Genomic DNA, 22,500 nt, shown 5'->3' on the forward strand with positions numbered 1-22,500 from the left:
GAGACCGGAAGGACTCGTGGAGCGCTTAGAAGTGAGAATGCCGGTATGAGTAGCGAAAGAGGGGTGAGAATCCCCTCCACCGAATGCCTAAGGTTTCCTGAGGAAGGCTCGTCCGCTCAGGGTTAGTCGGGACCTAAGCCGAGGCCGAAAGGCGTAGGCGATGGATAACAGGTTGATATTCCTGTACCACCTCCTCACCATTTGAGCAATGGGGGGACGCAGGAGGATAGGGTAAGCGCGGTATTGGATATCCGCGTCCAAGCAGTTAGGCTGGGAAATAGGCAAATCCGTTTCCCGTAAGGCTGAGCTGTGATGGCGAGCGAAATATAGTAGCGAAGTTCCTGATTCCACACTGCCAAGAAAAGCCTCTAGCGAGGTGAGAGGTGCCCGTACCGCAAACCGACACAGGTAGGCGAGGAGAGAATCCTAAGGTGATCGAGAGAACTCTCGTTAAGGAACTCGGCAAAATGACCCCGTAACTTCGGGAGAAGGGGTGCTCTGTTAGGGTGCAAGCCCGAGAGAGCCGCAGTGAATAGGCCCAGGCGACTGTTTAGCAAAAACACAGGTCTCTGCGAAGCCGTAAGGCGAAGTATAGGGGCTGACGCCTGCCCGGTGCTGGAAGGTTAAGAGGAGCGCTTAGCGTATGCGAAGGTGCGAATTGAAGCCCCAGTAAACGGCGGCCGTAACTATAACGGTCCTAAGGTAGCGAAATTCCTTGTCGGGTAAGTTCCGACCCGCACGAAAGGCGCAACGATCTGGGCACTGTCTCAACGAGAGACTCGGTGAAATTATAGTACCTGTGAAGATGCAGGTTACCCGCGACAGGACGGAAAGACCCCGTGGAGCTTTACTGCAGCCTGATATTGAATGTTGGTACAGCTTGTACAGGATAGGTAGGAGCCTTGGAAACCGGAGCGCCAGCTTCGGTGGAGGCATCGGTGGGATACTACCCTGGCTGTATTGACCTTCTAACCCGCTGCCCTTATCGGGCAGGGAGACAGTGTCAGGTGGGCAGTTTGACTGGGGCGGTCGCCTCCTAAAAGGTAACGGAGGCGCCCAAAGGTTCCCTCAGAATGGTTGGAAATCATTCGCAGAGTGTAAAGGCACAAGGGAGCTTGACTGCGAGACCTACAAGTCGAGCAGGGACGAAAGTCGGGCTTAGTGATCCGGTGGTTCCGCATGGAAGGGCCATCGCTCAACGGATAAAAGCTACCCCGGGGATAACAGGCTTATCTCCCCCAAGAGTCCACATCGACGGGGAGGTTTGGCACCTCGATGTCGGCTCATCGCATCCTGGGGCTGTAGTCGGTCCCAAGGGTTGGGCTGTTCGCCCATTAAAGCGGTACGCGAGCTGGGTTCAGAACGTCGTGAGACAGTTCGGTCCCTATCCGTCGCGGGCGCAGGAAATTTGAGAGGAGCTGTCCTTAGTACGAGAGGACCGGGATGGACGCACCGCTGGTGTACCAGTTGTTCTGCCAAGGGCATCGCTGGGTAGCTATGTGCGGACGGGATAAGTGCTGAAAGCATCTAAGCATGAAGCCCCCCTCAAGATGAGATTTCCCATTCCGCAAGGAAGTAAGATCCCTGAAAGATGATCAGGTTGATAGGTCTGAGGTGGAAGTGTGGCGACACATGGAGCTGACAGATACTAATCGATCGAGGACTTAACCTAAATATTTGTGAATTGTCTGACCGTTATCTAGTTTTGAGAGAACACCTCTCAATTAGTTTGGTGGCGATAGCGAAGAGGTCACACCCGTTCCCATGCCGAACACGGAAGTTAAGCTCTTCAGCGCCGATGGTAGTTGGGGGCTTCCCCCTGTGAGAGTAGGACGCCGCCAAGCGCTTAGAAAGACCAGCTTATATCAGCTGGTCTTTTTTGTCGTTTTCCTTTTTATGAAGAAGCAATTCAGCGATATAATAAGGGAACTTTGACTCGACTATATGTAAAAACTGTTGGATGATGACATAATCATCGCTAGCACTTTGAAGCAGAAGGTCATACCACCATTCTGTTTCATACCTGGCAATCATGCTTAAATTGTAAGCAACCAAGTAATGTGCCAATATTTCCGGGAGCTTTAAAAAGCGATCCCGTTCAGCCGGAAAATAATATGAGTCATGTTCCAAATCATATAGCAAGGTGGTCGAAGTGCTGGGACGGCATTCTTTTTGAGCGGCAGAAAAAACAATCCTCTCTTTTTCCTCACGGCAGAAAGACCAGTTTAAATGGTATTCGACATGTTCGATGAAACGCTTTGATGACATATTGTAAGCATTGGGCGTCTCGCTTGGCAGCCAAATGAGCCGGTCTTCGACGGCTGCTTTTACAATTGGATTTGGTTTTCTTTGAAATGCCAGCACTTTATTGATCTCCGGAATTTTCGCCAAAAGCTGCTTCATATTGAATCGTTCATCTTCCAATCCGGATAATTGGAAAAGGGACCTGATGACGTGCATACATAGGCCGTTCCTTTGGATTTTCACTTCATCTTCATAAAAGCGGTAGTTTTGTTTTTTTCGTTTTCTTGTGGTCACGCCATGAGCGAGCACTGAAGTATGGCTTGGATAGGAAGGATCTGTCGTTAACAAGCAGGCTTTCAATAGCTGTGCCATGCCGTAAAATAATAAAATCGGTTTGATTTCCAATGTAGCGATTTTGGCTTGCTTGTAAAAAGCTTCTGCATGTTTAAGAAAAAAAATAAACCGCTCTCCGTTTTTATAAGAATTTTTTTTTGCATCTTCCATTCCTTGATTTTTATATACCATTTCAAGAAAATGCTGGGCTGTTTCGACAGAGTAAAACAGCTTTAAATCCTTCCACCCTTTATCTTGCATGTACTCCACTTCCCTTATATGTTATTTTCTAAAAATTACAACTGTTTCCCGCTTTCTTGACAGTGGGTATTCAAGTTGATAATCTACATATAATATTTTGCCGAAAAGAGGGGGATTTACTAATGTGGGAAAGCAAATTTTCAAAAGAAGGCTTAACATTTGATGATGTATTGCTCGTTCCGGCTAAATCGGAAGTACTTCCGCGCGACGTGGATTTATCGGTTGAGCTTACACCGTCTCTCAAGCTGAATGTTCCAATTATTAGTGCAGGCATGGATACAGTTACAGAAGCTCAAATGGCCATCGCGATGGCAAGGCAGGGCGGACTGGGCATTATCCACAAAAACATGTCAATTGAACAGCAGGCTGAACAGGTTGACAAAGTCAAACGTTCAGAGCGCGGCGTCATTACAAATCCGTTTTTCTTAACACCAGAGCACCAAGTTTTTGATGCGGAGCATTTGATGGGCAAATACAGAATTTCCGGTGTTCCGATTGTTGACAATGAAGAGGATCAGAAGCTGGTTGGAATCATTACAAACCGTGATCTGCGATTTATTTCTGATTACTCCATGAAAATCAGCGATGTTATGACAAAAGAAGAGCTTGTTACAGCTCCTGTTGGTACAACCCTGGATGAAGCAGAAAAAATTCTTCAAAAATACAAGATCGAAAAACTCCCTCTTTTAGATGATCAAGGTGTTTTAAAAGGGCTTATTACGATTAAAGACATTGAAAAAGTAATCGAATTCCCGAATTCAGCGAAAGATGTTCATGGCCGCCTATTGGTTGGAGCAGCGGTTGGTGTAACAGGCGACACAATGACACGCGTCAGAAAGCTTGTGGAAGCCAATGTCGATGTGATCGTCGTTGATACCGCGCACGGCCATTCACAAGGAGTATTGGATACCGTTAAGAAAATCCGTGACACTTATCCTGAATTAAATATCATTGCCGGCAACGTCGCAACTGCCGAAGGAACAAAAGCGCTTATCGAAGCTGGAGCAAATGTAGTTAAAGTCGGTATCGGACCTGGTTCTATTTGTACAACCCGCGTAGTAGCCGGTGTCGGTGTTCCGCAAGTGACAGCGATTTACGATTGTGCGACTGAAGCAAGAAAACACGGTGCTGCGATTATTGCAGACGGCGGCATCAAGTTTTCCGGAGATATTGTCAAAGCCTTGGCTGCCGGCGGCCATGCCGTCATGCTTGGAAGCCTTCTTGCCGGAACATCCGAAAGCCCAGGCGAGACTGAAATCTACCAAGGCAGACGCTTTAAAGTTTATCGCGGCATGGGTTCTGTGGCTGCAATGGAAAAAGGAAGCAAAGACCGCTACTTCCAAGAGGAAAACAAAAAATTCGTTCCGGAAGGCATTGAAGGACGTACGCCTTATAAAGGTCCGGTTGCTGACACCGTTTATCAGCTTGTCGGCGGTTTGAAATCCGGTATGGGCTACTGCGGAACGAAAGATTTGCACGCACTGAGGGAAGATGCGCAGTTCATCCGCATGACGGGGGCAGGCCTGCGGGAAAGCCACCCTCACGATGTACAAATTACCAAAGAATCGCCTAACTATACCATTTCCTAATCAAATATGACAAAAATTAAACCGTAGACAGAGTGATACTCTGTCTATTTTTTTTTGCTTCATTATGATAAAATTTATAATGTTGTGTTTGAAAAATGTCTTAAAAGGCTTTGATATAGATTATTAGTCTGATGAAAAGCGGAGGTATCACGATTTGAAAAGCAAGAGATTAAAGCAGCTGATCATGATGATCGTTGCTTTTGCCGTGACTGTAGGTGCATTTTCTCCTATGTCAACAGCAAAAGCCGCAAATGATCCAATTAATGTAGACGCAAAAGCAGCAATCCTGGTGGAAGCTTCATCGGGAAAAATTTTGTACAGTAAAAATCCCGATCAGCGTCTTCCTGTTGCCAGCATGGCAAAAATGATGACGGAGTATCTCCTGTTGGAAGCGATCCACGAAGGCAAAGTGAAATGGGATCAGAAGTACACGCCTGACGATTATGTATACGAAATTTCCCAAGATCGTTCATTATCGAATGTTCCTCTTCGTAAAGACGGATCATACACAGTAAAAGAACTTTATCAGGCGACTGCAATTTACTCTGCAAACGCGGCGGCTATTGCACTTTCTGAAATCGTTGCCGGTTCTGAATCAAAGTTTGTAGAGTTAATGAATAAAAAAGCTAAAGAGCTTGGAATGAAAGATTTCAAATTTGTGAATGCTACAGGTTTGGAAAACAAGGATCTTCACGGCAAACATCCGAGCGGAACAAATGCCAATGAAGAAAATGAAGTGTCTGCGAGAGACATGGCGCTCCTTGCCGATCATTTAGTGAGCGATTATCCTGAAATCCTCGATACGGCGAGCATTGCCAAAACGAAGTTCAGAAAAGGCACTGACGATGAAATGGACATGCCGAACTGGAACTTTATGCTGAAAGGCCTTGTTCAGCAATATGAAGGTGTGGACGGGCTGAAAACCGGGTCAACGGACTCTGCCGGATCATGCTTTACGGCTACTGCCGAAAGAAACGGCATGAGAGTGATTTCTGTCGTTCTGAATGCGAAAGGCGACCTTCATACGGGGCGATTTAAAGAAACGAAAAAAATGCTTGATTATGCATTTGATAACTTCACCATGAAAGAGTTTTACGCAAAAGGCGCACAAGTGAAAGGCAACGAAACGGTCACAGTCGACAAAGGGAAAGAAACCGAAGTCGGCATCGTCACGGAAAAAGCCTTTTCAATGCCTGTGAAGAACGGTGAAGAAAAGAATTACAAAGCGAAAGTGACGCTGAACAAAGACGAGCTGACCGCACCTGTTAAAAAAGGTGAGAAAGTCGGTACCTTGACGGCTTCCTATAAGGGAGAAGAAAAGGATTACGGTTTTCTCGGCAGCGATGTATCAGGTGTAAACCTGGTGACAAAAGAAGATGATGAGAAAGCAAACTGGTTTATTTTAACGATGAGAAGCATTGGCGGCTTTTTTGCCGGTATATGGAACAGCATTGTTGAAATGGTAACCGGCTGGTTTTAATAAATAAAGGGCTCTATCTGATAGGGCTCTTTATTGTCATATTCAGATAGAATTACCATTTACAATCCTAACGATTTGTTATTAAAATAGAAATAATCTTCGTGTTTTTCATATGATTTTGTGCAATTATAGGATACAATAGGATTAAATCTGACAATTCAATCTTTGATTAGGGGGATCCTTGAAATGGCTCAAACAGGTACTGATCGCGTAAAACGTGGTATGGCAGAAATGCAGAAGGGCGGCGTCATTATGGACGTTGTCAATGCCGAACAAGCAAAAATCGCAGAAGAAGCAGGAGCCGTCGCAGTCATGGCGCTGGAGCGTGTTCCGGCTGATATCCGTGCGGCAGGCGGGGTTGCCCGCATGGCAGATCCGACAATTGTCGAAGAAGTCATGAACGCTGTTTCAATCCCGGTCATGGCGAAAGCACGCATCGGGCATATCGTTGAAGCGCGTGTTCTTGAAGCGCTTGGCGTTGACTATATTGATGAAAGTGAAGTTTTGACTCCTGCGGATGAAGAATTTCATTTAAATAAAAACGAATATACCGTTCCATTTGTATGCGGATGCCGCGACCTCGGAGAAGCGACGCGCCGGATCGCTGAAGGAGCTTCAATGCTTCGTACAAAAGGCGAACCTGGTACAGGCAATATTGTGGAAGCTGTCCGCCATATGAGAAAGGTGAATGCTCAAGTGCGCAAAGTAGTCGGCATGAGTGATGATGAGCTGATGACAGAAGCGAAAAACCTCGGCGCTCCTTATGAGCTGCTGAAGGAAATTAAAGCTGAAGGACGCCTTCCGGTTGTCAACTTTGCTGCCGGCGGTGTGGCAACACCTGCTGATGCTGCTTTAATGATGCAGCTTGGCGCTGACGGCGTATTCGTAGGGTCCGGTATTTTCAAATCTGATAACCCTGCAAAATTCGCGAAAGCAATTGTTGAAGCGACGACGCATTACACGGATTACAAGCTGATTGCCGAGCTTTCAAAAGAGCTTGGAACTGCGATGAAAGGGATTGAAATCTCAAATCTGCTGCCAGAACAGCGTATGCAAGAGCGCGGCTGGTAAACACGAAGGAGACGGATTGACATGCTGACAATTGGTGTACTTGGACTTCAGGGAGCAGTAAGAGAACATATTCGCTCAATTGAAGCATGCGGAGCAGCCGGAAAAGTCATCAAGTGGCCGGAAGAGTTAAAGGAAATCGACGGTTTGATTTTGCCCGGAGGCGAAAGCACGACGATGAGGCGCCTCATCGATACGTATCAGTTTATGAAGCCTCTTCAGGAATTTGCCGCATCCGGAAAGCCGGTATTTGGAACTTGTGCGGGGCTGATTATCCTGGCGAAGAACATAGCTGGAACTAACGATGCCCATCTTGGGGTTCTGGATGTAACGGTAGAGCGGAATTCCTTTGGAAGACAAGTGGACAGCTTTGAAGCAGACTTAACGGTTAAAGGACTGGACGCACCGTTTACAGGCGTATTTATCCGCGCCCCGCACATTTTGGAAGCGGGCGCAGATGTAGAAGTACTTTCGGAACACAACGGAAGAATCGTCGCTGCCAAACAAGGAAATCTTCTCGGCTGTTCTTTCCACCCTGAGCTGACGGATGATCACAGAATGACGAAATTATTTGTCGAGATGGTGGAAAAGCATAAACGGGAAGCCGCCGTCGTATAAAACGGTTGAAAGCTGTTAAAACTTGTAGTACATTTATAAGACAATATAGATCGAAAAGCGTTGATAGGAAGCAGTAGGAAGCCTCTCTTTCCAAGAGAGCCGATGGTTGGTGCGAATCGGCGAAAGATGCTGTCCGAATCCATCCTTGAGCGAAATGCTGAACAGTCAAAGTAGGCATTTACGGGAGAACCGTTATCAAAATGAAGCGGAAAACAGGAGGAAGATGCCTGTTTTCAATCAGGGTGGCAACGCGAGAGCTCTCGTCCCTTATATTTAGGGGACAAGGGCTCTTTTTTTCGGTCAAATCAGTATAAAAGGAGCGAGGCAGATGCTTGATGTCAAACTGCTGCGGGCAAATTTGGAAGAAATCAAACAAAAGCTTGCCCACAGGGGAGAAGATTTATCAGATTTTGATCAATTTGAGGAATTGGATACAAAGAGAAGAGAATTGATCGTCAAAGTGGAAGAGCTGAAAGGAAAGCGCAATGAGGTATCTCAGCAGGTTGCCGCATTAAAGCGTGAGAAAAAAGATGCTGACCACCTCATTAAAGAAATGCGCGAAGTCGGTGAAGACATTAAAAAACTTGATGAAGAGCTGAGAACGGTCGAGTCTTCCCTTGATAAGATCATGCTGTCTATTCCGAACATCCCTCACGAGTCTGTTCCGGTCGGTGAGACTGAAGACGACAACGTGGAAGTTCGCAAATGGGGCGAACTCCCTGAATTTTCGTTTGAGCCGAAGCCTCATTGGGATATTGCCGATCAATTGGATATTCTCGATTTTGAGCGGGCCGGCAAGGTAACGGGAAGCCGTTTCGTTTTCTATAAAGGGCTCGGCGCCAGACTTGAACGTGCATTGTATAACTTTATGCTTGATCTCCACGTAGACGAGTACGGCTATACGGAAGTCATCCCGCCGTACATGGTGAACCGCGCAAGCATGACAGGCACCGGACAGCTGCCGAAATTTGAGGAAGATGCCTTTAAAATCAGAGAAGAAGATTATTTTTTAATTCCGACGGCAGAAGTGCCAATTACGAACCTGCATCGCGATGAAATTTTGTCAGCTGACGACCTGCCGGTCAATTATGCGGCGTTCAGTGCATGCTTCCGTTCAGAAGCAGGCTCAGCCGGCCGTGATACACGCGGTTTGATTCGCCAGCACCAATTTAACAAGGTTGAACTGGTGAAATTTGTGAAGCCTGAGGATTCATATGAAGAGCTTGAAAAGCTGACAAATCAAGCGGAGAAAGTTCTTCAGCTGCTTGAGCTTCCTTATCGTGTGATGAGCATGTGTACAGGCGATCTAGGGTTTACTGCTGCGAAAAAATACGATATCGAAGTATGGATTCCAAGCCAAAACACATATCGTGAAATTTCATCTTGTAGTAACTTTGAAGCTTTCCAAGCCAGACGGGCGAATATCAGATTCAGAAGGGAAGCAAAAGGCAAGCCAGAGCATGTCCATACGCTAAACGGCTCCGGCTTGGCAGTCGGCAGAACGGTTGCCGCATTATTGGAAAATTACCAGCAGGAGGACGGAAGCGTCCTCATCCCTAAAGCGCTTCGTCCATACATGGGGAACAGAGACATTATTCAACCATAAAAAAAGTGCGCGCCAATAGGCGCGCTTTTTTTATGCGTGTGACCAGACGGCCGCTACATTACGGGCGCAGCGCGTAAGATTTGAACTTCCATCGGCAAGGGCATTCTCCAAGGAGCTGATCCCTGGCACGATCGAAAAGAGAGCGGAAATGCCGATATCATAAACAAGCTCACAGCCTTCACCGAGCGAGCCGGCGAATGCAATGACGGGAATATTCTCGCTGCGGGCGCGTTTTGCGACACCGGCCGGCGTTTTTCCGCTGACCGTTTGGCCGTCTATTTTTCCCTCGCCTGTAATCACAAGATCGGCTCCTTTAATAAGTTCGGAAAAAGACAAAGTATCTAACACAATGTCAACTCCGCTTTTTAATTCCGCTTTTAAAAAGGCGCACAGGCCTGCTCCTAATCCTCCGGCCGCTCCGGCTCCCGGGATTGAATCGATTTCGCACCCCAGCTCTGCTTTCACAGCTGCAGCATAATGTTTTAAGTTTTGATCCAAGAGGGCAGTCATTTCGCTGTTCGCCCCTTTTTGCGGCCCAAATACGGCTGAGGCTCCGCGAGGCCCTGTAAGAGGGTTATCGACATCACAGGCGGCTTCAAATCGGATATGCTTTAATTTTGGATTGAGACCGCTCACATCGATTTTGGCAATCTCAGCTAATGCGCCGCCGCCATTTTCAATCTCTTCTCCATCGCGGTTTAGAAACTTCACGCCCAGTGCTGCAGCCATTCCCGCTCCGCCATCATTTGTCGCGCTTCCGCCGAGTCCGATAATGATGTTGGACACTCCTTTTTCCGCAGCATCCAGAATCAGTTCTCCGGTTCCTCGCGTCGTCGTTAACAGGGGATTCCGCTGTCCAGGGGGAACGAGGTGAAGGCCTGACGCTTCAGCCATTTCGATGACAGCCGTTTTTCCGTCGCCAAGCAGGCCGTAAGCCGCCTTCACCGGCTTCCCGAGAGGGCCTGTGACCGTTTGATGCACGATGTCTCCTCCGGTAGCGTCAACCAGAGCTTGAACGGTTCCTTCGCCTCCATCGGCAACCGGAATGTTGACGTATTCAGCGTCAGGCAGTACCGCTTTAAAGCCTTTTTCAATGCTTCTAGCCGCCTCAAGCGATGTCATGCTTTCTTTAAATGAATCAGGTGCGATTACGATTTTCATGGTACCTGCTCCTTTTTAAATAAAGAATTGAAAAATTCCAAAAATCAAAGTTGAGATAATGGTTAGGATTAAGCCGATGACCGACTCATAAGGAATCAGCTTTAAACGTTCTTTCATGGACATGAATACGCTGCCTCCTGTCGTATGAAAAAAACTTCCGTGAGGCAGGTGGTCGAGCACCGTTGCTCCGGCATGAATCATCGCCGCACCTGCGAGGCCGGCGACGCCAAGATCAAGCAATGTCGGGCCGAATACGCTGCTGGCGACAGCAGTGCCGGCGGTTGTCGAGGCTGTTGCCATTGACATCAGCATGCCTGAGATTGGAGCTAAGAGAAATGACGGCAGACCCAAGCCGACAAGGGTGTCGGTAATTAAAGAATTGAGTTGGGAGTTGGCGATGATTCCCGCAAGCGTTCCCGTCCCGATCAGCATCACGGCAACGCCTGACATCTTCGACAGTCCTGAAGCGGCAAAATCCTTCAGTTTGCCCGCTTGCCCCGATGTAATCGCAGTGACGAGGCCTCCCGCGGGCAGAGCGATAATTGGATCAATCGTAATTCCTGCCGCAGGCCTTAAGGCGAGCAACAGGATGGACACGACCGGACCGCTGAGCGCCGCCCAAAATGCCGGCAGGTGTTGAGCCATTTGGGTTTCAATCTCATTTGCAGCTACTTTTGCTCCTTTATTTGAAAGGCGTTTTGCTAGGAAATAAGTGGCGCCCAATCCGAAAATAGCGGGGATGATCCCGGCGGCCATCACGGATGTCAAAGGGACGTGAAAGGCATCTGAAGCAGCAATGGCATTAGGGTTTGGCGACATGATATTGCCCGCTTTTCCCCCGCCGATCATCGCCAACAGAATGGCCGCTTTGCTGATAAAGGTCCGCCTCGCGATCGCCAGGGCAATCGGAGCGACTGTGATGACAGCGACATCAACAAATACGCCGACCGTTGTTAAGATGGCCGTTGCCAATGTTAAGGCAAGCAGCGCTCTTTTTTCTCCGATCTTATTGACAATGGTTTCCGCAATCACCGCTGCGGAGCCGGATTGAATCAGGACGCCGGCGAGCACGCCTGCCGCCAAGATGCGGAGCACCGCAGGAATCATGTTTTTAGCACCTGCTATCATCAAATCCGTCGTCTCTATTAAATCTGCGCCGCCGATTAAGCCTCCGGCCAATGCGCCGATCATCATGCCGTAAGCCGGCGGGACTTTTTTCAGAATGAGAAAGATTGATATGGCTAATGCGCATAAGGCGCCTATTGCATTAATTTGAATATCCATTTGCATACCCTCCCTTACGTCCAATTGTAAACGCTTTCTGTATGAGGGAGAATTGGTCAGGCATACGGATTTCGTTCTTTTATCCTATATTAAAATTGTTCATTTGCACAAAACGGTGAAAAAAGCGTAATGGCTGTATACAGTTTGAATAGGTCGTCAAACCGTTTTGGATTGCACCCTGTCGCTATTTCAACCTTTTTCAGCCGGTAGTTTAATGTGTTGCGGTGAATAAAGAGTCTTGATGAAGTTTCCCCGATTTCGCCGTTTTCTTCTATGTAGCAGAGGAGGGTATGGGTCAATTCGCCTTTTTGATCTGCTTGGGAAAGGCGATCCCAGATGTTTCGAAAGTGAATCTCCTGATCCGGCCGCTCTATTTTTGATAATAAAACAGGAATCGCAAACTCTCGATAGTCGTATAAACTACAACTGTTTTTAGCAATCTTGAGCGTTTGTTTTGCACTTTGATAGGAAAATGGCAGCTGCTGAAGCTGATCGGCCTGCTCGCCAAGCGCGCCTCTGACCGTTTTCCATTGACTGAGCCAGCTGTTCCAAGATGAAAAGAGTTCGGACCTGCTTTTAGTGGGGGCGCCTGCCAGAATAACTGCGATCTCTTTTAAAGAAATATTGGCGTACAAATCTTTCACGGTTAAATGCTTTTCAAGTTTTTTAATAAATGCCGGCTTCATATCAGCGGATGGCAGCTCAAACACAAGACAAGTACGCTGGCCATCTAGTGGTATGTTCAATCGCTCCGCACGTTCAAGGAAGTCAAGGGATGCTAGATCGGCCCCCTGAATCATTTGGATGACCGTTTCTTCGCGAAGCCTTTGATCCCATGTCAGCTGTTTTGTTAAAAATGCCTGTTCGACAGTTAGCTCTGCCGCCATTTTAACAAGTTCTCCATAACGGCTGACTTCAGAAGGCGGCCCCGTGATTCCAATGACGCCGATTATTTCATCATGAAATACGATGGGAAGGTTTACGCCGGGCTTTGTTCCCGTTAAAGCCGAGCATTCTTCAGGTGTGATGCTGATAACCTTTTCAGCTGCAAGTGCATCCTTCGCTCCAGCGTGTTCATCACCGATTCTCGAGCGGTCCCCTGAAGCGATGATAACCCCGTTTTCATCCATCATATTAATGTTGTGCCGAATAATCGACATGGTTCTGTCGACAATTTCCTCAGCCAATTCTTTTGATAGGTAATTCATTTCATCATGCTCCTGCCTAAGACGTTTTTTAAATGGTGATTGTTCCGTCGATCCAGCCTTTTATGAATGGCTTTAAAGAAGATGCGACCCATATTCGGCTGTCGTCTATATGATTCCAAACATAAATATCATTTTTCCGTATGGAGCCGTTTAAAATAGAATAAGCAAATAAATCGCCATTGCCCGCACCTGCTATAAATAACAGACAATCAAACGGCTGAAAACAGTCGGTACCTCTCATGTCTCGATTCTCTTCTATTATTCTGTCTGCAGGCCAAATGAGATGATCCCCGAATGTATCATTGATGCCATCTGTCATTTTTAAGAGGCTGACCAGTTCATCAGGGAAAGAGACGCCGAGGAGTTCTTCTGCTTCCCGAAGCTTTCCTGTTTCAATAGGTCTGTTCAGTGTGTAATCTTGAGGCAAACGGCTTATAAAATGTTTCCACAATGCTATCACCCTTTGCGTTTATCATCATTTTTGCATATAATGAGAAGCGTGAACAATAAAATAAATTTTTTATTAAAAAATCCCTTGACTTAAAAAGATAGGACATGTTATATTAATTCTTGTCGATACGGAGGAATACCCAAGTCTGGCTGAAGGGATCGGTCTTGAAAACCGACAGGGGTGTCAAAGCCCGCGGGGGTTCGAATCCCTCTTCCTCCGCCATTATTGATTTGCATTTTAGTGATTGACTAAGCATAAATTGGAGATTGTGTTGCCGCTGCCTGGATAGGGCAGCGGTTTTTTTATATGTACAACAAAAAGAGCGGCTCTTCAAGGAAACCCGCTCTTTTTGTTGTTTATCTTTGAATGGCTTCACTGATTTTTTCAATGATTGGATCAAGGGAGGCGGAGTTGTTGAACAGGTCGTATTCATCAATATTGACTCTGACTACCGGACAGGCGTTAAATCCGCTGATCCAGTTTTCGTACCTTGTGTACATTTCCTCCCAATACGATCTGTCGGTTAACAGTTCCATTTCTCTTCCGCGTTTTTTGATGCGGTCGAGAATCGTTTCCAAATCGCCCTCCAAATAGACTAAAACGTCAGGGCGGGGGAAGTAAGGCGTCATGACCATCGCTTCAAACAAGCTCGTATATGTCTTATAATCGACTTTTGACATCGTGCCTTTATCGGCGTGCATTTTGGCGAAAATGCCTGTATCTTCATAAATTGAACGGTCCTGAACAAATCCTCCGCCCGATTCGTAAATGTATTTTTGCTCTTTGAAGCGTTCCGCCAAGAAGAAAATTTGCAGGTGAAAGCTCCAGCGTTCAAAGTCTTGGTAAAAAGCCTCCAAATAAGGGTTGTTTACAACCTCTTCAAGAGAAGTTTTAAATCCGAGTTTTTTTGCAAGCTCTTTTGTCAATGTGGATTTCCCCACTCCTACCGTTCCGGCAACAGTAATGATAGCATCTTTCGGAATAGCATATACACTCATTCTATATACTCCTTTACTTGATCGGCAATTCGATTGAAAACGGCGTCAGAGATCACGAAGTCTTCCTGATCTCCGTTAATTTCAATAACGGGCATTGGCGGATCGGATTCTTTAAATTGCTTAATGGCAGCCTCATAATCATTGATGAGCTGTTCCAGATATTGCTTGTCCATTTCCTGTTCAAACGGCCGTCCGCGCTTTTTGATCCGTTCCAATAACGTCGGAAGGCTTGCTCTTATGTAAATGATGACATTTGGTTTCGGCAGATCTTCTGTAAGCAGATGATAAATTTTTCTGTATTTCTCAAGTTTTTTGCCTTCCAGCGTCCGTTCGGCAAAAATGAGGTTTTTATAAATATGATAGTCCGAAACAACGGGCATATGATGATGCAAATACTTCTTTTCGGTATCTTCAAGCTGCTTATAGCGATTGCAGAGGAAAAACATCTCAAGCTGAAAGCTCCATTCATCTTTGTCATCATAAAATTTATCAAGAAAAGGGTTTTCTTCGACGATTTCTTTGACCAAAGAGAGTGAGAGCTTTTCGGAGAGCATGCTGGCCAAGGTTGTTTTTCCCGCACCGATGGGGCCTTCGACAGCGATGAAAGGGGCTGTATTCATAGGTGTCCTCCTACTAAAGAAATTCATTTGTGAACCATACATATTGTATCACATCATTATCTTCTGCCATGAAAAAAACGTTCCTTTAGCTTGGGAACGTCTCTTTCACAACATTAAATTGATCGGCTATCAAGAGCCAGTTTTGCGGGAAGGACAGGCCGAGCTTCCAATAGCTGATTCCCCTTAAATTCAATTCCCTAATCAGATCAAACTTTGCCTGAATCGAGCGCGCGTCTTCAAACCATACTTCATGCTGTTTGCCGGCATTGTCCTTATAGCGGAAGTAAGGAGCCTGGGCTGTTTCATCGTACAGTATCGCCGCATTGTTCTCGCTCGCGATCTCAATCGCTCGCTGGGGGCTGATTGCTCTGGCCAGCGGTCCGCCTGGTGTATAGGGGAGCGTCCAGTCATAACCGTACAAGTTCTGTCCCATGACGATTTTGCTGGCGGGCATTTCCGTGAGTGCGTATTCGATTACGTCCCGGACGGGCCCGATCGGCGATACCGCCATTGGCGGCCCTCCGCTATAGCCCCACTCATATGTCATCAGCACGACGAAATCGACAATTTCGCCGTGAGCCCGGTAATCATGGGCCTCATACCATTGACCAGGCTGATCCGCTCTCGTTTTCGGCGCAAGCGCGGTTGAGATGAACCAGCCTTCCCGTTTGAAGCGGGCCCGTGCATCCCGTAAAAACTGATTATAGGCTTCTCTATCTTCAGGCCTTAAGTATTCAAAATCAAAATGGATGTCTTTGAAACCGTATCTTCTGGCCGCTGCAACGATGTTATCGAGCAATCTGTTTTTTACGTTCTGGTCTGTCAGAATGATCCTGCCGAGTTCGTCGCTGAAAGCTTCATTTTCGAGATTGGTGACAATCATCATCATCGTAGTCCGATGTCTGTCGGCAATTTCTTTTAAGTTGTTCAGCGGCGGTTCTTCCAGTGTGCCGTCCCGCTTCGCCTGGAAGCTGAAAGCCCCCAGATAAGTCAAGTATGGCGAAGCCTCTCTTGCCGCCTGCTGCAGAGCGGGGCTTACGCTTTCTCCCCGAGGTTCGATATAAGCGTTTGTTTCAATGTTCCGTTTTGGCCGAGGGGGGATATAAAGCAGCAGCCCGACAGGCAAAACGGCGCTAACCTGAATCCGGTTGATCCTCGCCAGTTCAGCCGGAGAAATATTAAAGCGTGCTCCGATTGATGCTAATGTATCTCCTTGTCTGACCTCATAAAACTCGCCGGCGATCGGTATTACGATGGTTTGTCCGACAACAAGCCGATTCGGGTTCGGGATTTCATTCGTCGCGACAATTTCATTAACTGTTGTTCGGTAACGATTCGCGATTTGGTAAAGGGTATCGCCTCTTTTTACGACATAAATCTGAATGGGAAACGCCTCCTTTCTCATTGCTACCACTATATGAAGAAAGGAAGTGTTTCATGCTCTAAGTTTCGGCGGTGATCTCTTTAGCCGTCGTAATATTGGCGAACAGAACATTTTCCATCATCGTCAATGCATATTCGTTGTCTTTTTCATTGTTTGAGGCGATGCAATCGCGCGGAATCGTAATATCGTACTCCCGCATATAAGCATCGTTTGCCGTAAATAATACGCAGATATTGCCTGCGACCCCAGTAATGATCAGATGATCGACATGAAGTTCATGCAGCAATGTTTCAAGAGCGGTGCCGTAAAAAGCTGAGTGCTTTGGTTTGATTAAGAAATAATCGCTGTTATTCGGTGCGAGCCGGTCGATGATATATTCGCTTCTGTCATTTTTGCATTTCTTGATAATGGCAGCAATATCCGCTTGCCAAATTCCAAAATGGTCATTAATGTATATGATAGGCCATTTCATTTTGGCTGCGTGTTCTTTTAATGCCAGAAGATGCTCGGTGATGTTTCTGGTCTTTTTGGAAAGAACGTCACCCATATCGAATTGAAAATCATTAATGATGTCGACTATAATGAGAGCTGAATTGGACAATGTGATTGTCTCCTTTCAGATTTCAAATTCCTTTAACTATAAGTTAGCCTATTCAGTTGGACGAAAAACATTGAAAGAGTGCATGCGGATGACACAAGACGAGTTTTATATGAAAGAAGCGATCAATGAAGCGAGAAAAGCTGAAGAAAAAGGCGAAGTGCCGATTGGCGCAGTACTGGTTCTAGATGGGGAAATTATCGCCCGCGCCCATAATTTGAGGGAAACCGAACAAAGATCGGTTGCCCATGCAGAGATGCTCGTCATTGAAGAGGCATGCCGGAAGCTGGGGACCTGGCGGCTGGAGAGAGCCGTTCTTTACGTTACCCTTGAGCCATGTCCGATGTGTGCAGGAGCGGCCGTTCTTTCCAGAATCGACAAAGTGGTGTTCGGAGCATCTGATCCGAAAGGCGGCTGTGCAGGGACTTTAATGAATCTCCTGCAGGAAGAGAGGTTCAATCATCAGGCTGAAGTCGTAAGCGGCGTAATGGAAAAAGAATGCGGCAGGATGCTGAGTGATTTTTTCAGAAAGCTCCGTGCGAAAAAGAAAGCAGAAAAGCAAAGCGAGCTGTCATGACGGAAATTTGCAATTTAGGATGAAACAAGTTATACTAATGAGTGCGTCACATCAAGGCGCAGCTTAAATAATTTGATATTTATTTTGCCGTGCTAAGCGGGGAGGTAGCGGTGCCCTGTACTCGCAATCCGCTCGAGCGAGGCCGAATTCCTTTCTCGAGGTTCGTTTACTTTAAGGTCTGCCTTAAGCAAGTGGTGTTGACGCTTGGGTCCTGCGCAATGGGAATCCATGAACCATGTCAGGTCCGGAAGGAAGCAGCATTAAGTGGAACCTTCCATGTGCCGCAGGGTTGCCTGGGCTGAGCTAACTGCTTAAGTAACGCTTAGGGTAGCGAATCGACAGAAGGTGCACGGTAAATCAATCATCAAATTAAGAACTCATCTATTTTAATATAGATGAGTTTTTTTCTTAAGAAGAGCTTTTGGATTTGAAAGCCGCTTCATGTATAATGGAAATGATGAAAACAAGAGGAGGGCGTGTTTGTGAGTTACCAGGCTTTATATAGAGTGTTCAGGCCGCAGTTGTTTGAAGATGTAGTCGGTCAGGAGCACATCACGAAAACGTTGCAAAATGCCCTTTTACAAAAGAAATTTTCGCACGCTTATCTGTTTTCCGGACCGAGGGGAACGGGAAAAACAAGCGCCGCAAAACTGTTTGCCAAAGCTGTTAACTGTGAGCACGCTCCGGTCAGTGAACCGTGTAATGAATGCTCCGCGTGTAAAGGCATTACAAACGGTTCGATTTCAGATGTGATCGAAATTGACGCCGCTTCTAACAACGGTGTAGATGAAATACGCGACATCCGGGACAAGGTGAAATTTGCCCCGTCTGCCGTCACGTATAAAGTATATATCATAGACGAAGTACATATGCTTTCTATCGGCGCATTCAACGCCCTTCTAAAAACGCTTGAAGAGCCGCCGGAGCATTGTATCTTTATTCTCGCAACAACAGAGCCTCATAAAATTCCTTTAACGATTATTTCTAGATGTCAGCGATTTGATTTTAAGAGGATTACTTCACAGGCAATTGTCGGACGAATGAAAAAAATCGTCGAAGCTGAACAGTTCAATGTGCAGGACGGCGCCTTAGACATCATCGCCAGTGCTGCGGACGGCGGCATGAGAGATGCGCTGAGCCTGCTCGATCAGGCCGTATCGTTCAGCGGAGAAGAGCTGACGGTGGATGATGCGCTGCTGATAACAGGCGCTGTGTCACAGCACTATATTGGAAAGCTCGCCTCAACCCTTCACGAAAAAAATGTTTCCGGTGCTTTGGAAACATTGAACGAACTGCTTCAGCAGGGGAAAGATCCGGCAAAATTAATCGAGGATATGATTTTCTACTTCAGGGATATGCTTCTTTATCAAACGGCGCCCGATTTAGAAGGCGTTCTTGAAAAGGTGAAGGTGGACGAAGAGTTCCAAACCCTGTCCCGGCAAATTCCTGCATCAGACCTTTACGAAATGATCGATATATTAAATAAAAGCCATCAGGAAATGAAATGGACGAACCATCCGCGTATCTTCTTTGAAGTCGCGGTTGTGAAGCTCTGCCAGGGACCAAGAGCAGAGGCATCCGCGGCCGCCCAGCCGGAAGTGGACAGTCTCGTCAACAAGGTTCGGCAGCTTGAACAGGAGATTGAGAAGCTTAAAACACAAGGTGTGCAAGTTTCTTCGGCTCCCGCCCAGCCTAAAGAAACGTCCCGTCCGCAAAAAAGCGTGAAAAACGCATATAAAGCGCCTGTCGGCCGTATTCATGAAATATTAAAAGATGCCACAAGACCGGATCTCGAAAAATTGAAGGGCTGCTGGGGAGAATTGCTTGCCCAGCTTAAACAGCAGAATAAAGTATCGCATGCAGCCCTTTTAAATGACAGCGAACCGGTGGCTGCATCTTCAAAAGCATTTGTCCTCGCATTCAAATACGAAATTCACTGTAAAATGGTAGCTGAAGACAACAATGGAGTCAGGACAAATCTGGAGCAAATTTTGGACGGAATGCTCGGCGGAAGGATGGATATAGTTGGCGTTCCCGAAGCCCAATGGGGTAAAATAAGAGAAGAATTTTTGCAGGATCACCAACCGGAAGATTCTGAAGCAAATGAAACGAAAGAAGAAGATCCGCTCGTAGAAGAAGCTAAAAAACTGTTCGGAGCGGAACTGATTGAAATTAAAGAATAAAAACATGAAAGAGAGTGGATTTGAGTATGCGCGGTGGAATGGGTAACATGCAGAAAATGATGAAGCAAATGCAAAAAATGCAAAAGGATATGCAAAAGGCACAGGAGGAGCTGGCTGAAAAAGTACTCGAAGGTACTGCAGGCGGGGGAATGGTGACTGTTAAGGTAAACGGCCAAAAAGAAGTCATCGACGTCGTCATCAAAGAGGAAGTCGTAGACCCTGAAGATGTTGAAATGCTTCAAGATCTTGTTCTTGCAGCGACAAACGATGCTTTGAAAAAAGTCGACGAAGTAACAAATGAAACGATGGGTAAGTTTACAAAAGGAATGAACATGCCGGGTTTATTCTAGGAGGAAAATAAGAATGCAGTATCCTGAACCAATATCAAAGCTGATTGACAGCTTTATGAAATTGCCAGGAATCGGACCCAAGACGGCGGTCCGTCTGGCTTTTTTTGTTCTTAGTATGAAAGAAGACGTCGTGTTAGATTTTGCAAAAGCATTGGTAAACGCAAAGCGCAATTTGACATATTGCTCGGTTTGCGGACATATAACAGATCAAGATCCTTGCTATATTTGTGAAGATACAAGAAGAGACAAATCGGTCATATGTGTTGTTCAGGATCCGAAAGATGTCATTGCTATGGAGAAAATGAAGGAGTACAACGGACTGTACCATGTTTTGCATGGAGCGATTTCTCCGATGGACGGCATCGGTCCGGAAGATATTAAAATACCCGAATTGCTGAAGCGGTTGCAGGATGATCAAGTGACTGAAGTCATTCTCGCGACAAACCCGAATATAGAAGGAGAAGCAACGGCCATGTACATTTCAAGGCTTTTAAAGCCGTCTGGTATCAAGCTGTCACGAATTGCCCATGGACTTCCGGTCGGAGGCGATTTGGAGTATGCAGATGAAGTCACTCTTTCTAAAGCGCTTGAAGGCAGACGTGAAATGTAGAGGGAGGAGATTACATTACCATGGGTTTTCTTCAGAAGAAGAAGCTTAGAAAAGAATTTGATAACAAGCTGATCGAACAGCTGATCCATCAAAAGGAAGAATGGAACAGGCAAAAGCGGCTGATTGAAAACAGTCTTGAGCCTTCGCCAGAAGTTCTTTATGAATTAAAGGTTGCCGAGGCAAAGTACTTTTTTTATTTGCGGGAAGCAAAAAAAAGAAATTTAAGGATCGGCAGCTGGAAGTAGCAGGTCTATTTGCATGATTCCCATCATATGCTTGTACAAGAACGAGCGAGGAGTGAGGGAATTCATGGGATCTGTTATCTTTATCGGGGCAATTGTCGCTTTGGTTGCCCTGTTGTTTTTTTCAAAAGCATCATTTAAACCTTTGCGATTAATCGGAAGAATAGCGGTTAGATTTGTAGTCGGCGCTTTGTTTTTATTCTGTGTGAATCTGTTTGGCGAGAGCGTGGGCATTCACGTGCCGATTAATATTGTAACAACCGGAGTGAGCGGATTATTGGGGGTTCCCGGTGTAGCAGCTCTTATTGTCATTAAACAATTTATCGCAATATAATTTTTTGTTGACAAAAATATTTAAAGGTGTTAAATTAATATTCGTCGCTAATGACGAATAATTTTTTTTGAAAAAAGTTGTTGACGACATCATGATTAAATGTTAAGATATTATAGTCGCTTTGAGAGCGGCGACGAAGTTCTTTGAAAACTAAACAAGACAAACGTACCTGTTAATTCATTAAATAAATCGCACATGCGAATGTGCGTAGTCAGGGGCCTGCACGATGCAGGTCATGCAGATGTTGTCACAGGATGTGACGAACTTAATCTGCGCTCCATTATTTCATGGAGAGTTTGATCCTGGCTCAGGACGAACGCTGGCGGCGTGCCTAATACATGCAAGTCGAGCGGACCGACGGGAGCTTGCTCCCTTAGGTCAGCGGCGGACGGGTGAGTAACACGTGGGTAACCTGCCTGTAAGACTGGGATAACTCCGGGAAACCGGGGCTAATACCGGATGCTTGATTGAACCGCATGGTTCAATTATAAAAGGTGGCTTTTAGCTACCACTTACAGATGGACCCGCGGCGCATTAGCTAGTTGGTGAGGTAACGGCTCACCAAGGCAACGATGCGTAGCCGACCTGAGAGGGTGATCGGCCACACTGGGACTGAGACACGGCCCAGACTCCTACGGGAGGCAGCAGTAGGGAATCTTCCGCAATGGACGAAAGTCTGACGGAGCAACGCCGCGTGAGTGATGAAGGTTTTCGGATCGTAAAACTCTGTTGTTAGGGAAGAACAAGTACCGTTCGAATAGGGCGGTACCTTGACGGTACCTAACCAGAAAGCCACGGCTAACTACGTGCCAGCAGCCGCGGTAATACGTAGGTGGCAAGCGTTGTCCGGAATTATTGGGCGTAAAGCGCGCGCAGGCGGTTTCTTAAGTCTGATGTGAAAGCCCCCGGCTCAACCGGGGAGGGTCATTGGAAACTGGGGAACTTGAGTGCAGAAGAGGAGAGTGGAATTCCACGTGTAGCGGTGAAATGCGTAGAGATGTGGAGGAACACCAGTGGCGAAGGCGACTCTCTGGTCTGTAACTGACGCTGAGGCGCGAAAGCGTGGGGAGCGAACAGGATTAGATACCCTGGTAGTCCACGCCGTAAACGATGAGTGCTAAGTGTTAGAGGGTTTCCGCCCTTTAGTGCTGCAGCAAACGCATTAAGCACTCCGCCTGGGGAGTACGGTCGCAAGACTGAAACTCAAAGGAATTGACGGGGGCCCGCACAAGCGGTGGAGCATGTGGTTTAATTCGAAGCAACGCGAAGAACCTTACCAGGTCTTGACATCCTCTGACAAC

General features: G+C 46.6%; 20 protein-coding genes, 1 tRNA gene, 3 rRNA genes, 1 other RNA gene and 1 other annotated feature (2 of these 26 running past the window's edge). Of the genes, 16 read left to right on the forward strand and 9 right to left on the reverse strand.

Annotated features, from left to right (window positions below; translation table 11 throughout):
* A 23S ribosomal RNA gene (locus MKX80_RS00055) occupies positions 1–1,672 on the forward strand; it begins 1,258 nt to the left of the window's first position.
* A 56-nt stretch (positions 1,673–1,728) separates the two neighbouring features.
* Positions 1,729–1,844: ribosomal RNA gene (rrf, locus tag MKX80_RS00060) — 5S ribosomal RNA — on the forward strand.
* A 16-nt stretch (positions 1,845–1,860) separates the two neighbouring features.
* Here the strand turns inward: rrf and MKX80_RS00065 are convergent.
* A complete protein-coding gene (locus tag MKX80_RS00065; protein ID WP_182069615.1) occupies positions 1,861–2,838 on the reverse strand; it encodes a YaaC family protein in 978 nt (325 codons plus the stop codon).
* A 122-nt stretch (positions 2,839–2,960) separates the two neighbouring features.
* Between MKX80_RS00065 and guaB the strand changes: the two genes are divergently transcribed.
* The 5 genes from guaB (at position 2,961) to serS (ending at position 9,199) form a co-directional block, all read left to right on the forward strand.
* Positions 2,961–4,427 (forward strand): IMP dehydrogenase, encoded by a 1,467-nt coding sequence (guaB, locus tag MKX80_RS00070; RefSeq protein ID WP_020449769.1) that lies wholly within the window; start codon positions 2,961–2,963, stop codon positions 4,425–4,427.
* 154 nt (positions 4,428–4,581) lie between these two features.
* Complete coding sequence (locus tag MKX80_RS00075) at positions 4,582–5,907, forward strand: D-alanyl-D-alanine carboxypeptidase family protein (RefSeq protein ID WP_154997948.1); 1,326 nt, start codon at positions 4,582–4,584, stop codon at positions 5,905–5,907.
* A 186-nt stretch (positions 5,908–6,093) separates the two neighbouring features.
* Entirely contained in the window at positions 6,094–6,978 is an 885-nt protein-coding gene (pdxS, locus tag MKX80_RS00080) for a pyridoxal 5'-phosphate synthase lyase subunit PdxS (protein ID WP_154997950.1), read from the forward strand.
* A gap of 21 nt (positions 6,979–6,999) precedes the next feature.
* Positions 7,000–7,593 (forward strand): pyridoxal 5'-phosphate synthase glutaminase subunit PdxT, encoded by a 594-nt coding sequence (pdxT, locus tag MKX80_RS00085; protein ID WP_268343412.1) that lies wholly within the window; start codon positions 7,000–7,002, stop codon positions 7,591–7,593.
* 51 nt (positions 7,594–7,644) lie between these two features.
* Positions 7,645–7,864: a binding site (T-box leader), on the forward strand.
* Between the two features lie 57 nt (positions 7,865–7,921).
* The gene (gene serS, locus MKX80_RS00090; protein ID WP_154997952.1) at positions 7,922–9,199 is read left to right on the forward strand and encodes a serine--tRNA ligase; all 1,278 of its coding nucleotides are present in this window, start codon (positions 7,922–7,924) and stop codon (positions 9,197–9,199) included.
* A gap of 30 nt (positions 9,200–9,229) precedes the next feature.
* On the opposite strand, the gene MKX80_RS00095 is transcribed toward serS, so the two are convergent.
* From MKX80_RS00095 to MKX80_RS00110, 4 genes are all read right to left on the reverse strand, one after another.
* A complete protein-coding gene (locus tag MKX80_RS00095) occupies positions 9,230–10,360 on the reverse strand; it encodes a glycerate kinase (protein WP_154997954.1) in 1,131 nt (376 codons plus the stop codon).
* 15 nt (positions 10,361–10,375) lie between these two features.
* Positions 10,376–11,644, reverse strand: coding sequence for an SLC13 family permease (locus MKX80_RS00100; protein WP_154997956.1), 1,269 nt, complete (start codon positions 11,642–11,644; stop codon positions 10,376–10,378).
* An 89-nt stretch (positions 11,645–11,733) separates the two neighbouring features.
* Complete coding sequence (locus tag MKX80_RS00105; RefSeq protein ID WP_154997958.1) at positions 11,734–12,852, reverse strand: sugar diacid recognition domain-containing protein; 1,119 nt, start codon at positions 12,850–12,852, stop codon at positions 11,734–11,736.
* Between the two features lie 28 nt (positions 12,853–12,880).
* Positions 12,881–13,303 (reverse strand): SMI1/KNR4 family protein, encoded by a 423-nt coding sequence (locus tag MKX80_RS00110; RefSeq protein ID WP_268343413.1) that lies wholly within the window; start codon positions 13,301–13,303, stop codon positions 12,881–12,883.
* 129 nt (positions 13,304–13,432) lie between these two features.
* On the opposite strand from MKX80_RS00110, the gene MKX80_RS00115 reads away from it, so the two are divergent.
* Positions 13,433–13,525 (forward strand) — tRNA-Ser (locus MKX80_RS00115).
* A gap of 134 nt (positions 13,526–13,659) precedes the next feature.
* On the opposite strand, the gene MKX80_RS00120 is transcribed toward MKX80_RS00115, so the two are convergent.
* The 4 genes from MKX80_RS00120 to MKX80_RS00135 form a co-directional block, all read right to left on the reverse strand.
* Positions 13,660–14,301 (reverse strand): deoxynucleoside kinase, encoded by a 642-nt coding sequence (locus MKX80_RS00120; RefSeq protein WP_154997962.1) that lies wholly within the window; start codon positions 14,299–14,301, stop codon positions 13,660–13,662.
* Complete coding sequence (locus tag MKX80_RS00125) at positions 14,298–14,921, reverse strand: deoxynucleoside kinase (RefSeq protein WP_154997964.1); 624 nt, start codon at positions 14,919–14,921, stop codon at positions 14,298–14,300. Before MKX80_RS00125 ends, MKX80_RS00120 begins: the two co-directional genes overlap by 4 nt.
* An 85-nt stretch (positions 14,922–15,006) precedes the next feature.
* Positions 15,007–16,326, reverse strand: a complete 1,320-nt coding sequence (locus MKX80_RS00130; RefSeq protein WP_268343414.1) for a glycoside hydrolase family 18 protein — start codon at positions 16,324–16,326, stop codon at positions 15,007–15,009.
* A gap of 37 nt (positions 16,327–16,363) precedes the next feature.
* Positions 16,364–16,912: an isochorismatase family cysteine hydrolase gene (locus MKX80_RS00135; RefSeq protein WP_234113126.1), complete on the reverse strand. Its 549-nt coding sequence runs from the start codon at positions 16,910–16,912 to the stop codon at positions 16,364–16,366.
* An 82-nt stretch (positions 16,913–16,994) separates the two neighbouring features.
* On the opposite strand from MKX80_RS00135, the gene tadA reads away from it, so the two are divergent.
* The 8 genes from tadA to MKX80_RS00175 all read left to right on the forward strand — a co-directional run.
* A complete protein-coding gene (gene tadA, locus MKX80_RS00140) occupies positions 16,995–17,480 on the forward strand; it encodes a tRNA adenosine(34) deaminase TadA (protein ID WP_154997970.1) in 486 nt (161 codons plus the stop codon).
* A gap of 87 nt (positions 17,481–17,567) precedes the next feature.
* Positions 17,568–17,833, forward strand: an RNA gene (ffs, locus tag MKX80_RS00145) — signal recognition particle sRNA large type.
* Between the two features lie 129 nt (positions 17,834–17,962).
* Complete coding sequence (gene dnaX / locus MKX80_RS00150) at positions 17,963–19,663, forward strand: DNA polymerase III subunit gamma/tau (RefSeq protein WP_216931325.1); 1,701 nt, start codon at positions 17,963–17,965, stop codon at positions 19,661–19,663.
* A gap of 26 nt (positions 19,664–19,689) precedes the next feature.
* Positions 19,690–20,013 (forward strand): YbaB/EbfC family nucleoid-associated protein, encoded by a 324-nt coding sequence (locus MKX80_RS00155; RefSeq protein WP_154997974.1) that lies wholly within the window; start codon positions 19,690–19,692, stop codon positions 20,011–20,013.
* Positions 20,014–20,026: 13 nt separating this feature from the next.
* On the forward strand, positions 20,027–20,623 hold the full coding sequence (gene recR, locus MKX80_RS00160) for a recombination protein RecR (RefSeq protein WP_003178140.1): 597 nt from the start codon (positions 20,027–20,029) through the stop codon (positions 20,621–20,623).
* 20 nt (positions 20,624–20,643) lie between these two features.
* A complete protein-coding gene (locus tag MKX80_RS00165) occupies positions 20,644–20,868 on the forward strand; it encodes a YaaL family protein (RefSeq protein ID WP_268343383.1) in 225 nt (74 codons plus the stop codon).
* A gap of 64 nt (positions 20,869–20,932) precedes the next feature.
* Positions 20,933–21,199 carry a pro-sigmaK processing inhibitor BofA family protein gene (locus MKX80_RS00170; protein ID WP_003178144.1) on the forward strand — a complete coding sequence of 89 codons (267 nt, stop codon included), beginning with the start codon at positions 20,933–20,935 and terminating at the stop codon, positions 21,197–21,199.
* 284 nt (positions 21,200–21,483) lie between these two features.
* Positions 21,484–22,500 (forward strand): 16S ribosomal RNA (locus tag MKX80_RS00175) (it continues 533 nt past the right edge of the window).

The sequence above is a fragment of the Bacillus sp. FSL K6-0972 genome (assembly GCF_037976035.1).
Classification (GTDB): domain Bacteria; phylum Bacillota; class Bacilli; order Bacillales; family Bacillaceae; genus Bacillus; species Bacillus haynesii.